The organism is Ferrimonas senticii DSM 18821 (assembly GCF_000422665.1).
Lineage (GTDB): Bacteria > Pseudomonadota > Gammaproteobacteria > Enterobacterales > Shewanellaceae > Ferrimonas > Ferrimonas senticii.
In genome coordinates this window covers 101330-115760 of record NZ_AUGM01000008.1, presented here as the reverse complement: position 1 = coordinate 115760, position 14431 = coordinate 101330, and the positions used below count along the sequence as shown (strand labels likewise).

The window sequence follows — 14431 nt, the reverse complement described above, 5'->3', positions numbered from 1 at the left end:
CTGTACTGGCAATCACCTTTGGTGCGCAAGCGGCGGAACTGCAAGCGGACGCGTCTTTGGTAAAAATGGGCGCTAAGATGGGCCGTGACTTCCACGCCATGAACTACGATGACGGCTGTAAGTCTTGCCACGACCAAGGTATCCGTATCCAGCCATCTGACAAGGCGTGTGAGCAGTGCCACGACGTAAACGATCTGGCTGAAGCGACCCAACGCAGCGGCGACGAAGTGCACCAGAACCCACACAATAACCTGCACTACGGTAAAGAAACTCCGTGTACCGAGTGTCACGGTGAGCACGAAGCCAAAGCACCGCTGTGCGCTGACTGCCACACCTTTAAGTTCGACGCACACAAGAACTAAGTAAGTGTCACAGTTACTGTTCATCATCCGGTAACTGAAATGGATAGAAAGAGTAAGCCGATGCGGGTAACCGTATCGGCTTTTTTTCGTTAATATAGTGGCTGATCTGTGAGTTAACTTACATTATTTTAATTGTTGTGGTTTATTCTATATTTAATAATTGTAATAGGTTGAGTTAGATCTCTGAATAATAGCAAAGCCAGCAAAAATGCGCTGCCGCAAGCTTTATTAAGTATTTTCTGGTAAGCCGCTAGATTTGAACTGGGCAGCCTGAAAGTAAATTTCTTTTTATTGCAAACAACTGCGAACTTACCGTAAATATCAAAGTAATTGTGCCGTCAACCATAAATTTAATAATGGACAATTTGGCCAGTCAATATCCCCACTGAATTAGCAGTTTGGAATCAGTTCCAAAATTATCTTGGTTGCATCTCTCACTGATAGGGTAATCAACCATGACTGATGTAACTCAACAAGCGCGTCGTCGTTTTCTAAAAGGACTAGGGGTCGCCGGCGCTGTTGCCGCGGCACCGATGGCGATGCCGGCATTGGCGGTATCCAAAGCAAGCGATATCAAGTGGAACAAAACCGTTGAAATCGCCATTATCGGCTCCGGTTTTGCCGGTCTTGCCGCTGGCATTGAAGCGATGCGTAATGGCGCTAAACAGGTCACCATTTTTGAAAAAATGGGGGTGTACGGCGGGAACTCGGCCATCAACGGTGGCTTATTCGCGGCACCCAATACCCCGATGCAGCAACAAGAGGGCGTAGAAGATAGCCCAGAGCGGATGGCGCAGGATCAGATCAAAGCTGGCCGCGGTATCGCCGATGAAGTGCTGTTGCGCCATGTGGCTAAGCACGCCATGGAAGCGCTGCAGATGACCTTAGATGCCGGCGCGCAATTCCACCCATACCTGCAGCAGCTGGGCGGTCACTCGGTGGCGCGTACCTATCAAACCTCGGTTTCTTGTGGTGCTGGTATTACCCAGCCGCTGCTGAAGCTAGCGCGTAAAGAGGGCGTAGAAACTGTCAACCGGATGAAGTTCGTGCGCTTTGTGCAAGACGACAGCGGTAAAGTTATCGGCGCCGAGATGCGGCAAAACTTCTACATCGATCAGCCTGACAGCGGCACCCCTTATTTTGTTAAGGCCAGCCGTGGGGTGATCATGGCTACCGGCGGTTTCTCTAACAACATCAAACTGCGGATGGCGCAGGATCCAACCCTGACCGCCGAAGTGGGCTGCACCAACGTTGAAGGCGCGACCGGTGAAGGGATGTTAGAGATGTTCCGTCTGGGCGCGGTACCCGTGCACCTGGCGCACATTCAGTCCGGCCCATGGGCTTCACCAGATGAAGGCGGCTTTGGCTACTGTTCCAACTTTGCCATCTACAACTTCCCACATTCAGTGGCTATCGACTGCAACACCGGCAAACGTTTTATGGACGAGATTGCCGATCGTAAGACCCGCGCCGATGCCGAACTGAAGTGTCGTTACCCTGATGGCAGCCCACGTCCGCCACTGATGATCTCCAGCTACGAGCACGCTGATCAGCACCCGAACAACAAGAAAGTATTGAAGTATGGCGTTGGTTGGAAGTTTGAATCACTCAAAGAGATCGCCGCTAAGTTCGATGTTCCAGCTGAAGCGCTGGAGCAGCAGGTCGCCGAGTACAACGAATATGTTCGTACTGGGGTTGATAAGCAGTTTGGCAAAGACATGACCTTGTCGATGCAAAAAGGCGAAATCAAAGCGCCATACACCGTGATCCGACTGTGGCCAAAAGTGCACTACTGCATGGGCGGGGTGCAAATTGACGCGACCGCTAAGGTACTGGATTCACTGACCGGCCAACCGATTGCCGGGCTGTACGCGGCCGGCGAAGTGACCGGTGGCATTCACGGGGTAAGCCGCTTAGGCAGCTGCTCGATTCCAGAATGTATGGTGATGGGGATGACTGCAGCACGCACCATCATGGCGTAAGCAGCGGACTTTAAGGGAATTTATTATGAAAAAATTACTGACTGTTGTTGCCGCTGCTGCCATTGCGTTAAGTGCGCAAGCGGCGGAATTGAAAGCCGATGCGTCGCTGGTGGAGATGGGGCCGACCATGGGCCGTGATTTCCATGCGATGAACTACGATGACGGCTGTGAATCGTGCCACGATCAGGGTATCAAAGTGCGTCCTTCCGACACCGCCTGTGCCGCTTGCCACGATATTGATGAGTTGGCGGAAGCGACCAAACGCAGTGGCGATGAAGTGCATCAGAACCCACACGACAACCTGCACTACGGCAAAGAAACGCCATGTACCGAGTGTCACGGCGAACACGAAGCCAAAGCGCCACTGTGTGCCGACTGTCATACCTTTAAGTACGACCAACATAAAAATTAATTAGTCAATCTGATTAATTAAACAAGCCGTCTTGTTAATGTTGTTGATCCCGACCTCACCGGATTAACTGGCAATAATTAAGGCGGCTTTCCTATTTTTACCTCGGCATAAACCACTAACGTAAATACCGGTTTAGTGGCATTAGTGTGCTTATAAATTTTGATGAGAATCCCAATGAATAAACTAAGTTTGGTTGCGGCAGCGCTGTTTGCTGCGAACGGTTATGCAATCGAGATCCCAGATTTCCTGGATAAAAATGAAATTAGCAATGCAACTTTCCAATGTCTAGGTGATTCACCACGTTACTCTGCGGCAGACCAAAAATACGTCGATATGCTTTGGGCGGAAACCTTGAAATACCTAGAGGGTTACGCGGTCGCCTTAAGCACCAGCGACAGCAATTGTCGTAATTCCGATTTGGCGATGTACCAAACCAATACTCACGATCTAAAAGGGCCACAGTACATGTGTATTATGGACAACCGTGATATGCAGTTGATGGTAAAACATATCCATGCGGTGTTGGCCAACCCAGAGCAAGCTAAGCAGTGCTTTGGTGCCCGTGAGGACGTCAATTGGATCTACAGCCCTGGTGGTGAACTGGAGGCCAATTCGCCGGTAGCTCAGTGGCTTAAACGGGAAACCTTTGCCGAGTTCTTCGACAACAAAGTGACCGATCCAAAAGTTAAAGCCTACGGCAAGGATTACACCGAACACTTCGCCAAGATGGTCACCGGCAGCGACATTAAGATGCCAGCGGCGTTCCCGTTTGATGTTAGTGCCAATGCCTTACCAAACCTATGGGCAGCGGTCGGCTGGTTCCCGATGTACGCCGAAGAGAGCGAGCGTAACCAACGTAACTTCGATAAGACCCGAGGCACTTATTCTTACGCAGAAGTGTTTGGTCACTGGGGCTTGCTGCGAATCGATCAAATTAACAATGAAAAGGTTGGCGCGGAAGTGGGCATGGTGGCGCAGCGGATCGATTCGTTCTACCCCTACCACAACCATGCGATCTCTGAGATTTACTACACCATTCGCCAACCGGCCTGCACCGATGAGTTCCAAAATTTCGCGATTCGTGAAGACAGCCCACTGGTGAAGACCATCAGCGAAACCGATACCGTTCGTGAAGTTGAGTTTGATGCCGGCATGGAGAACGAGTCGTGGTTCTGGGCCAGCACCTCACCGGAAAAAGATGATTTGTCCTATTTCCATCAAAACACCATCCACGCCTTTAATTACAACGGCGCCGATTGCCACGCCAAACCGGAACAGAAAGCGATTGTTTCCGTCTGGGCTCGGTCTAATGCGCACGACACGCGCAATGACTACGGCACTACGCTGTTGTGCGAATCGGCCGAGCGCCCAAACACGCCAGCCATGCGTGGAGAGAAGATCCGTTGTGACCTGACTAAGACCAAATATTGATGGTCAAGATTGGTTGAGTAACACGCAAGCCTCAGCAATTGCTGAGGCTTTTTCTTGGTGTAGCGGCAGGCAAGCGAGGCCAATTACAAGTAGAAAAATTTCCACCAGATAAACAGTGCTAAGAAGCCGAACAGCGCGACCAAGCCCAGTTTTGACAACAGCTTAACCCAGGTCGGGGAGTGGTATTGGGCAGGCAGACGAGCATCGCTGACCAACAGGTAGTTCAACAGCGCAAATACCGGTGTGGTGGTAAACGCGGCGACCATCGCGAAGTTAAGCATTCCCAGCAAACTGGAACTGAACGACACCACAATAGCGACTGAACCGAGGCCCACGGCCAGCAACCATTTGCTGTAGTGGCGCGCATTGGTTTGCGGATCGTAGTTGACGCCCTGATCGCACAGCAGTCGGTGAGATTCGGCCACCGCGCGACTGTAGCCATCTAAGGCGGTGATGGTACTGCCAAAGATGGTAAGGAACGCGACGGTGGAGATCAGATAGTGCGCCCAATCGCCGATCACCGAGGTAAACATGCTGACCAATTGATGGGTAAAGCCGGTACCGGATTTTTCCAACACCACCCCAGTACCATGCATTACCAGTGCGCCAAGGGCGACAAAGACAACGGCCAACACCGCGGTGCCGATGTAACCGACGTTAAAATCCAACAGTGCCTGTTTGAAGTTCACTTCGGTGGTTTTGCAGTGGCGCTGTAGCCACAAGGTGTTGATGGCGGCAATGTCGATGGGTGCAGGCATCCAGCCCATGGTCGCCACCAAGAACCCCAGCGAGGCTAATGTCCACGGCGATGGCGACACAAAGTTGGGATCGGTGATGCTCGGCGCACCAGCGGCGATCGCCACCGCACTGCAAGTAGCGATGGTTAACGCCAACATCAACCATTTCGACAGCGAGTCCAGCAACCGATAGTGACCGCCGATCAGAATCGCTAAGCAGGCTGCCATGATCAGCAGTGCCCACGGCAATCCTGCCCAACTGGTTGGCACAAACAGCAACCACAAACTGGCGCTAAACAGCAGCAGCGCCGCGACGTTAACCACCGCTGAGAATGCCGCCAAGACCGCAAACACCAACAGGTAAGGACGTCCCATTTCGGCATAACCTTCAATTAAGGTTTTGCCGGTGCCCATGGTGTATTGCACCCCGGCGCGGAAAAACGGGTATTTCAGCAAGTTCACCAATAGGATCAGCCCGACCAATTGCCAGCCGTATAGGGCGCCGGCTTGGGTGGAGGCGACCAAGTGGGAACCTCCCACTGCGGCTGCCGCTAACATGATCCCAGGCCCAAGCAGCTGATACAGCTTGATTACGCGTTGTTTCAAACTGCTGCTGGGGTTATCAAGCACTAATGTGACGTCTCTTTGCATGATGTTCTCTGCCTATTTTGCCGGTGTGACCGGGGTGAGCCATTGCCATTTGTCTTCGGTGGTGCCATCAAACAGGCCGAAAAAGGCCCGTTGCAGCTGTTCGGTGATCGGGCCTCGGGCGCCGCAGCCGATGTCGATGCCATCGACGCTGCGCACCGGCACAATTTCGGCGGCGGTGCCGGTCATAAACACTTCATCAGCCAGATAGAGCGCTTCCCGTGCCAACGCTTGCTGCTGGACTTCCAAACCTAACTCTTTGGCCAGCGTCATCACGCTGTCTCGGGTTAGACCCGGCAGAATCGCCGCGGTTACCGGTGGGGTGTACAGCACCTTGTTTTTGACGATAAACAGGTTTTCTCCGGCGCCCTCGCTGATCTGGCCATTAACGTCTAAGGCGATCCCTTCGGCATAGCCGTGACGTTTGGCCTCGCCGGAGATCAGTTGTGATGACAGGTAGTTACCACCGGCTTTAGCGCCAGTTGGCATGGTGTTGGCGGCCAGTCGTTGCCAACTGGAGACGCACACATCAACCCCTTGTTGCAGGCTCTCTTCACCCAGATAGGCGCCCCATGGCATCGCCGCGACCATCACTTCGGCGTTGTGACCGCGGGCGGCGTTGATGCCAAGGCCGACGTTACCGTAAAACGCCAGCGGGCGGATGTAGGCGCTGGCCAAGCCATTGCGGCTCACTGCCTCGCAGCAAGCTTGTTCCAGCTCTGCTTGGCTGTAAGGGATAGTCATCCGGTAGATTTTGGCGCTGTCGAACAGTCGCTGGATATGATCGCCTAAGCGAAACACTGCCGGACCGTTCGGGGTATCGTAAGCGCGGATCCCTTCAAATACGGATGAGCCGTAGTGCAGGGCGTGGCTGAATACGTGAACTTTGGCATCGGCGTAGGCAACAAATTGACCGTTGAACCAAATCGTTTCTGGCAGAGACATGAAGCAGTTTCCTTGAGTTATTATTTTGTTTTAAGCAAAAAAAAAGCCCGCTTGAATCAAGCGGGCTCTGGGAATGCTACATCAACTTAGGGGTACTTTTTGATGTACGGATCCACGCCCGCCAGTGCCATTAGCACTAGAGTAATTCGCTTTAGAATTAGGGCGATAAAATGGAAGTACATGGTAGTTATCCAAGTGATGGTAATTAAGGCTATCCGCCACGGTTGGAGACGAGGCGGAGGTTTATCTTGCGACTGCTGTTAACGATCACGCAATCAGATTTTGCCGAATAGGTTGTTCTGATGGGCGGCGAATCCGCAGCCACATCAAAACCGCCAAGAAGTTAATTAATCTGAGCTACCCCCAGTTCTGCTAAGGAAGCTCGTATAGCCGCGACCAAATTCTGAACACCAAACGTCAACACGTCCTAGCAACTGTTAAGGGCGAAATCGACCAGCCTTAGAGCGGATTTTCGGCCACTAAAAAGGGCTCTGAGTTACCTCAGCGCCCTTGTTTATGACGGCGTTAGTCAGACACTGTTACCACAGTTTCAGTTGTGGCCGCAGCAGCCGGTTAAGGCCGTGGATCATCAGGATCATTGAGCCTTTCAGCGGGCCGTGTAGCGCTAGAATGTGGCGCCGGTACAGCGACGCGTAGACGAAGCGAGCTGGCGAGCCGGCCAACTGCAAACCACCGTGGAAGAACGAGAACATGTTACCGATGGTGTTGAAGTGGGCCAGGTTTACGAAGCTGCCCAAATCTTTGTAGATGTAGCTGTCCATCTTGGCGTTTGGATTGCTGTTCAATCGGATCAAGTTGGTGCCGACCATCAGTGCCACTTGGCGAGCGGTTTGGCCGCGCGGTGGCAGGAAGCTGCCATCTGGCTGTGGAATGCAGGCGCAGTCACCGAAGGTGAAGATCCGCTCGTCCGACAGGGTGCGGCCGGTATCGGCAGCCATCAGCTGGTTGGCACGGTTAACTTCCAGACCCAAGGTGGCCAGTACTTCCGGGGCTTTTACGCCGGCGGCCCAGATCACCAGATCGGCTTCGATGAAGTTGCCGTCTTTGGTGCTTAGACCAGTTTCGGACACTTCGGTCACCATGGTGTTGGTGGCCACTTTCACGCCGATCTCAATCAGTTTGTCGTGCACTGCTTTGCGCAGATCCGATTTTGGCAGCGCTGGCATCACCGAATCGGACGCTTCAACGATGGTCAGATCCAGCAGGTCTTTTTCCAACTGGTAGCCGTAGCGACGCAGGGTGTGATCCATGTGGTGCAGTTCGGCGGCCATCTCTACCCCGGTGGCGCCAGCGCCAACGATGGCGACCTTCATCTTGCCCTGACGTTGGCCGGTGGCGTGCTGCATAAACTGGTGCTGAATGCGTTCGCGCAGGGTCATCGCCTGTTCGGTCAGATCCAGAGTAAAGGCGTGTTCTTTAACCCCGGGAATGCCGAAATCGTTGCTGATGGCACCAATGCCGATAACCAAGTAGTCGTAGTCCAGACGGCGTTCATTCAAGATCAGTCGGCCGTCGCTGCTGTACAGCGGCGCCAGAATAATTTGGCGGTTTTCACGGTCGATGCCGGTGAGCGCGCCGCGCTGGTAGATGTAACCGTTGTTGGTGCCATGCACTTGGTAATCGACGGCGTTGGTGCCTTCGTCCAAGCTGCCGGTGGCCAGTTCGTGCAACAGCGGTTTCCAGATGTGGTGGTTACAGATGTCCACCAAGGTGATTTCGGCTTTGCCAGTTTTACCAAGACGTTTGCCGATCTTGGTGATCAGTTCCATACCGCCGGCACCGCCGCCGACGACCACGATCTTATTCATCATTTGCTCCAAGTAAGGGGCAGCGCAGTTGCCTCTGGGATCACAAGTGTAATCGGCCACAGCAAACTCGCTTGGGAGTTGTTAGTTATTGGTTTTTTACTGGACTCGTTGGCACGGCCACGCGGCACAACCCTAGAGCAACATCGGTCTTTATCAGGGGTGCGGATGGGCGGCTGAACGCAGAGGGTAGGGAGACGCTCTGGTGTCGCGCGTAACTGCCACCAATCTAAGTGATCGGAGCAGTTACGGCGCTGGATTGTAGCGACAAAAAACGCGGTTTTTTAGCTCGATGCGCCAATGTATTCAATTTGATTGGCGGTTATAAGCAAAAGCTAGAGTTTAATCACAACCGCACATCAAAACGCCTGAGCGTGGAAGCGCAAATGCGCTTCGATAAAGCTGGCGATGAAGTAGTAGCTGTGATCATAACCCGGGTGCTGATTCAACGTCAGCGGGTAGCCGGAAACCTCGGCGGCATCCAGCAGCGCTTGCGGTTGCAGCTGTTCTGGCAAGAAGCTGTCACCAAGGCCTTGATCTACCAGTGCCGGCAGTTGCAACTGGCCGCGGCTGGCTTTCATCAGCTCGCAGCTGTCGTATTGTTGCCACGCCGCTTTATCGCTGCCTAAGTAAGCGGTAAAGGCTTTTTGGCCCCAAGGCACTTGGCTTGGGTTAACGATTGGGCTGAACGCCGATACTGAGCGGTAGCGATCGGGATTGCGCAGAGCGATCATCAAGGCGCCGTGGCCGCCCATCGAGTGGCCGCTGATGGCGCGCACGTCAGACACTGGGAATTGATCTTCAATCAGCGCTGGCAGTTCGTCGACGATGTAATCGTACATCCGGTAGTGCTTATTCCACGGCGCTTGGGTGGCGTTTAGGTAGAAACCGGCGCCTTGGCCGAGATCGTAGCCGTCGTCGTTGGCGACGTCGTCACCGCGAGGGCTGGTATCTGGGGCGACAATGGCGATCCCCAATTCGGCGGCGATGCGCTGAGCTCCGGCTTTTTGCATGAAGTTTTCGTCGGTGCAGGTAAGGCCAGAGAGCCAGTACAGCACCGGCACTTTGCTGGTTTCCGCCTGTGGTGGCAGGTAGATGGCAAAGCGCATGTCGCAGCCCAGTACCGCACAGCGATGCTGATATTGTTTGTGCCAACCGCCAAAACTTTTGTTGGCGGAAAGGTTGGTCAGAGTTGTCATCACAGCTCCTCAGATAGCGTTTGGGTTTAACAATTAAAAACCGCCTCAAATTACGAGGCGGTTTGGCTGCGAGTTATTAGCGGTTCATGTGCAGTACGGTGCGGATCGATTTGCCTTCGTGCATTAGATCAAAGGCTTTGTTCACTTCCTGCAGGCTCATGGTGTGGGTGATGAAATCATCCAACTTGAACTCGCCATTCATGTAACGCTCGACGTACTCTGGCAGCTCAGAACGGCCTTTTACGCCACCGAAGGCAGAGCCTTTCCAAACTCGGCCAGTCACCAGTTGGAATGGACGAGTTGAGATCTCTTGGCCAGCACCGGCAACACCGATGATCACCGATTCGCCCCAACCTTTGTGGCAACATTCCAGCGCGCTGCGCATCAGGTGGACGTTACCAACACACTCGAAGGAGAAATCCACGCCGCCGTCGGTCATCTCAACGATCACTTCTTGGATTGGCTTGTCGAACTCTTTCGGGTTAACGCAATCGGTGGCACCCAGTTTGCGGGCCAGATCGAATTTACCTGGGTTGATGTCGATGGCGATGATGCGGCCAGCGCCAGCCATCTGTGCGCCGATGATGGCGGACAGGCCAATGCCGCCCAAGCCAAATACCGCTACGGTATCGCCTTTTTGTACCTTGGCAGTGTTAGTAACCGCACCCATACCGGTGGTTACGCCACAGCCCAGCAGACACACCTCTTCCAGAGGCGCTTCTTTGTTAATCTTCGCTAGTGAGATCTCTGGCAACACGGTGTACTCACTGAAGGTCGAGCAACCCATGTAGTGGAAGATTGGCTGACCGTCGATGGAGAAACGGGTGGTGCCGTCTGGCATCAGGCCCTTGCCTTGGGTTTCACGAATTTTCTGACACAGGTTGGTTTTGCCTGACTTACAGAACTTACACTCGCCACACTCTGGGGTGTACAGCGGGATCACGTGGTCGCCCACTTGCACGCTGGTAACGCCTTCGCCAATGGCTTCAACGATGCCGCCGCCTTCGTGCCCCAGAATCGATGGGAAGATCCCTTCTGGATCGTCACCGGACAGGGTGAAGGCGTCAGTGTGGCATACGCCGGTCGCCATGATCTTTACTCGTACTTCGCCCGCTTTTGGCGGTGCTACGGTAACGGTTTCCTCTTTCAGAGGTTGACCTGCGGCCCAAGCCACCATCGCTTTACAAGTAATTGGTTGTGCAGTCATTGCGTGCTTCCTGTTAGTCAATCAACGTCTATTTGGTTAGGCATGAGGGCCACCGTTGCTATGACACCTCGATTTGATGGCTGACATTATTATTGACCTTGCCCTTGTTGATAATTACCTGTTTTGGTAAATAACTATTACTGGTGTGTAACAATCCGCCGCAACCTAGTGAGACAAAAGTAGATGTTTAATTGGCAAGGGATCAGCGAATTTATCGCGGTGGTGGAAACCAAGAGCTTTACCTTAGCGGCCAAGCGCCTTGAGTTGTCGACCGCACAGGTGAGTCGGCAAATTAACCAGTTAGAACAGCGGCTAGAACTAAAGCTGTTTTACCGTACCACCCGCCAAGTGACGGTGACCGAGCCCGGCCAGCTGTATTACCGCCAATGTAAGCCGCTGCTGGAAGGGCTTGAGCAAGCGCAGCTGCAACTGACCAACCTGCAACAAAACCCCAGCGGCCGCTTTAAGGTGACCGCGCCGGTAACTTTTGGCGAGTTGATGTTAACCCCAGCGGTAGCGCGTTTTGCTAAGCGTTATCCGAAAGTGCAGATTGAGTTGGACTTGACCAACCGCCAGTTGGATTTGGTGGAGGAGGGGGTCGATCTGGCTATCCGTCTGGGCCATCTGGGGGATTCCAGCATGATCGCCAAACGCCTAGCCAGTCGCCGCTTATACGTTTGTGCCGCCCCCAGCTACATCGCCGCCTATGGTCAGCCCCACAGTCTGTCGGAACTGTCTAAGCACAACTGTTTGATCGGCAGTGTTGAGCAGTGGCGTTTTATTGAGCGCGGCCAAGAGCGCAGCATCCGCGTTAAAGGCAGCTTGCGCTGCAACAGCGGTATTGCTTTGTTGGAAGCGGCGTTGGCCGGGGTCGGGTTGGTGCAATTGCCGGATTACTACGTCGATGAGCATCTGGCCAGCGGGGCGCTGCAAGAGGTACTGGCCCAGCAGCGGCAAGCGGACGATGGGATCTACGCGGTGTATCCGCACAATCGTCAGCTGTCGCCGAAAGTGCGGTTATTTATTGAAGAGCTGCAACGGACATTGAATGGGGAATCACAGCAGTCAGTTGGCAGTGGTTAGTTTTTAGCTAGAGCTAGAGCTAGAGCTAGAACAAGAGCAGTACCAGTTCCGCTGAGCTACTGCTTGCTGATCACTATTAACTATTAACTATTAACTGATAACTAACGGCTAACGGCAGTGCCGTTAACCCTGATGCACCAGCTCTTCCAAGTTGGCTTTCAGCAGTGAATGCAGGTGTGCCAAGGCGACGCTGTCAGAGTTTGGATTCACATACAGCGATTCGTTGAAGGTTGGCAGCGGCGGCAGGCCGTGTTCAGCGGGGTCAAGCAGCTGCATCTGATCGTTGAGGCGGAACTCAGCGATCGGAGCAATGGCTAAGTCCTCCTCGACCGCCATGCACAGCGCTTGAGGCGATGGCGTCGACAGTAATACCCGGATTGGCCGCATCGACAATTGATGGTTGGCAAACACCTGCGCCCGAATTGGGCAGTTCTCTGGGTACAGCGCCATCTGCAGTACCGATTTTTCTAACACTTTACCTTGTAGCGCGCCAACCCAGTGGAAGCGTCGCTCAAACAGCAGATGGCCGTTCTCTTGTGGCAGCTGCCAATGAGTAGCAATGATGGCGTCGAACTCGCCGGCATCCAGACGCTTGAACAGGTTGCCAGACACGTCGGTATCGATGGTTAGCTGGTAGTGGGTGAATTCGCGAATAAACTCCACCAACCCCGATTGCAAATACCACTGCACGTAATCGGTTGGCACGCCTAAACGGATCACCTGACGATCGTTGTCGGAACTCAGATCGTCCAAGGCTTGTAGGTTTAACTGCACCAGCTGATAGGCATAGTTGAGTAACTTGCTGCCAGCGGCGGTTAAACTGGCGCCGCGGTTATCGCGTTTCAGCAGTTCTTGGCCGGTGGTTTGCTCTAACTTTTTGATCTGCAGGCTGACTGCTGATTGGGTGCGGCACAGACGATCCGCCGCTTTGGATAGGTTGCCGGTCTCGGCAACGGCGATAAAGCTTTCGAGCAATTCAATCTTGAGCATTGGTCAGTAATCCCGCGAGCCGATTCGGTCGATCCGCTTGCTATTGTAATTCGTCATGATGCTGCAAGTTTTACTCACTTTGGCCTTGGGATGAACCTTGCTACCGTGCAACTGTGAAAATGTTCTCGTATTGGCACGCAGTTGCGTCAGGAGTTGAAAATGAGCGGTAACCAGCAGCGACATGACTTTTTAGTAGCCTGTGCCCAGCGGGCGCTGCAGGGCAAAAAAAGTTTTGACCTGGCTCGGGCGCATCTGGTCGAGCTAAGCGGGATCTCCAAAGGCACCATCTATAACCATTTCGCCAGCGAAGCCGACTTAATTGTGTCGGTGGCAATTGCCGATCTAAAGCAGTTTCTAGCGCAAGCGCAAGAGCTGGAACAGCATCTTGATAATCCGTTTGACATCTATCTGGCGCATCAGTGTCAGCGGTTGCAGATGGTGTTAGAGCAAGATCGTTTCGTGATCTGCAAAGTGATGCCAAACCCTGATCTGGTCGCGCAAGCCAGCGAGTTTTTGCAAGCCAGCCATCGCCAAGTGGCACTGGCCTACCGTGAGTGGAATCAGCAGCTGATCGCGCGGATGGGCGAAGTCAGCGGTTACAACCGCTATGAACTGGCGCAGCAGTTTATTCGTGGCACCTTGATCGACCTAGACGATCACCGTCCGCAAGGCGATTTGGGGCCGGTATATCACCAGTTCTGCTACGCGCTGCTGCAGTTGCTGGGGCATTCGGCTAAGCGGCCGCCGAACCAAGAGCAGATCAGCAATTGGCTGACGTTGCAGGCTCACATCGATGCGGCGCGATTACAAGCCAAGCGCGCTTAACCATCACGGCGCAAGCTCGCAAAGGTAGGGGCAAGTTTGTTATAAACTTGCCCCTGTTTCGTTGTATGAGAAGCCGTTATGGAGTCGTTTGCTCAGATCTGGCAACGCGCCGCCGAGCGCAAAGGCGGTGACGCAGCATTGCAAGCACTGTTACCCCACGCCAACCCCAATCTTGCTAAGATGAGCGACGGCCAACTGCTGTCGAGCATGAGTCGGCAGGTGTTTCGTTCTGGCATGATGTGGCGCGTGGTCGATAACAAATGGCCAGCGTTTGAGGAAGCCTTTTGGGGCTTTGAGCCAACTAAGGTGCTGATGATGTCGCCCGAGCAGCGCGATAAGCGCGCCAGCGATCCGGCGCTGATCCGCCACAGCGGCAAAATCCAAACCATCTTCGACAATGCCCAGATGCTGTTGGATTTAAGCTTCGAACACGGCAGCGCGGTGCAGTGGCTGGCGGATTTTGATAGCCGCAACATCATCGAGCTGTGGCAAGTATTAAAACGCCAAGGCAGTCGTTTGGGCGGCAATACTGGCCCTTACTGGCTGCGAGTGATCGGCAAAGACACCTTTTTGCTGACCAACGACGTGGTCGGCTACCTGCAAGCGCATCAGTTGCTTGATGCCGCCCCGACCTCGAAAAAGGCGATGCAACAAACCCAAGCGCTGTTTAATCAGTGGCAGGATGAATCCGGCCTTGAAATGGCGCAGATCTCCAAAGTGATCTCGTGTTCGGTCGGGGATAATCGGGTTTAAGTGCGGCGAGAACAAGGGCTTTCGTCAACCT

Annotated in this window: 13 protein-coding genes; 7 read left to right on the top strand and 6 right to left on the bottom strand. The window is 53.6% G+C overall.

Going from position 1 to position 14431, the window contains the following annotated elements; translation table 11 throughout:
* The first annotated feature begins 65 nt into the window (after window positions 1-65).
* From G506_RS0107435 to dddY, 4 genes are all read left to right on the top strand, one after another.
* Window positions 66-362, top strand: a complete 297-nt coding sequence (locus tag G506_RS0107435; protein ID WP_240473402.1) for a cytochrome c3 family protein — start codon at window positions 66-68, stop codon at window positions 360-362.
* 455 nt (window positions 363-817) lie between these two features.
* Window positions 818-2344, top strand: coding sequence for an acrylate reductase flavoprotein subunit ArdA (gene ardA / locus G506_RS0107430; RefSeq protein WP_028116311.1), 1527 nt, complete (start codon window positions 818-820; stop codon window positions 2342-2344).
* 25 nt (window positions 2345-2369) lie between these two features.
* Window positions 2370-2756, top strand: a complete 387-nt coding sequence (locus G506_RS0107425; RefSeq protein WP_028116310.1) for a cytochrome c3 family protein — start codon at window positions 2370-2372, stop codon at window positions 2754-2756.
* 174 nt (window positions 2757-2930) lie between these two features.
* Window positions 2931-4187: a dimethylsulfoniopropionate lyase DddY gene (dddY, locus tag G506_RS0107420; RefSeq protein WP_028116309.1), complete on the top strand. Its 1257-nt coding sequence runs from the start codon at window positions 2931-2933 to the stop codon at window positions 4185-4187.
* A gap of 83 nt (window positions 4188-4270) precedes the next feature.
* Here the strand turns inward: dddY and G506_RS0107415 are convergent, their stop codons facing one another.
* The 5 genes from G506_RS0107415 to G506_RS0107395 form a co-directional block, all read right to left on the bottom strand.
* On the bottom strand, window positions 4271-5575 hold the full coding sequence (locus G506_RS0107415; RefSeq protein WP_028116308.1) for an NRAMP family divalent metal transporter: 1305 nt from the start codon (window positions 5573-5575) through the stop codon (window positions 4271-4273).
* A 12-nt stretch (window positions 5576-5587) separates the two neighbouring features.
* The gene (locus G506_RS0107410; protein ID WP_035387137.1) at window positions 5588-6517 is read right to left on the bottom strand and encodes a branched-chain amino acid transaminase; all 930 of its coding nucleotides are present in this window, start codon (window positions 6515-6517) and stop codon (window positions 5588-5590) included.
* A 539-nt stretch (window positions 6518-7056) separates the two neighbouring features.
* Complete coding sequence (locus G506_RS0107405; protein ID WP_028116306.1) at window positions 7057-8346, bottom strand: NAD(P)/FAD-dependent oxidoreductase; 1290 nt, start codon at window positions 8344-8346, stop codon at window positions 7057-7059.
* 356 nt (window positions 8347-8702) lie between these two features.
* Window positions 8703-9542 (bottom strand): S-formylglutathione hydrolase, encoded by an 840-nt coding sequence (gene fghA / locus G506_RS0107400; RefSeq protein WP_035387136.1) that lies wholly within the window; start codon window positions 9540-9542, stop codon window positions 8703-8705.
* Between the two features lie 76 nt (window positions 9543-9618).
* Window positions 9619-10749, bottom strand: coding sequence for an S-(hydroxymethyl)glutathione dehydrogenase/class III alcohol dehydrogenase (locus tag G506_RS0107395; protein WP_028116304.1), 1131 nt, complete (start codon window positions 10747-10749; stop codon window positions 9619-9621).
* 183 nt (window positions 10750-10932) lie between these two features.
* On the opposite strand from G506_RS0107395, the gene G506_RS0107390 reads away from it, so the two are divergent.
* Entirely contained in the window at window positions 10933-11832 is a 900-nt protein-coding gene (locus G506_RS0107390) for a LysR substrate-binding domain-containing protein (protein WP_028116303.1), read from the top strand.
* Between the two features lie 123 nt (window positions 11833-11955).
* On the opposite strand, the gene G506_RS0107385 is transcribed toward G506_RS0107390, so the two are convergent.
* Window positions 11956-12822, bottom strand: a complete 867-nt coding sequence (locus G506_RS0107385; protein ID WP_028116302.1) for a LysR family transcriptional regulator — start codon at window positions 12820-12822, stop codon at window positions 11956-11958.
* 159 nt (window positions 12823-12981) lie between these two features.
* Here G506_RS0107385 and G506_RS0107380 point away from each other — a divergent pair, with 159 nt between their 5' ends.
* Window positions 12982-13647, top strand: a complete 666-nt coding sequence (locus G506_RS0107380) for a TetR/AcrR family transcriptional regulator (protein WP_028116301.1) — start codon at window positions 12982-12984, stop codon at window positions 13645-13647.
* 78 nt (window positions 13648-13725) lie between these two features.
* On the top strand, window positions 13726-14400 hold the full coding sequence (locus G506_RS0107375) for a DNA-3-methyladenine glycosylase I (protein WP_028116300.1): 675 nt from the start codon (window positions 13726-13728) through the stop codon (window positions 14398-14400).
* The last annotated feature ends 31 nt before the right edge of the window (window positions 14401-14431 follow it).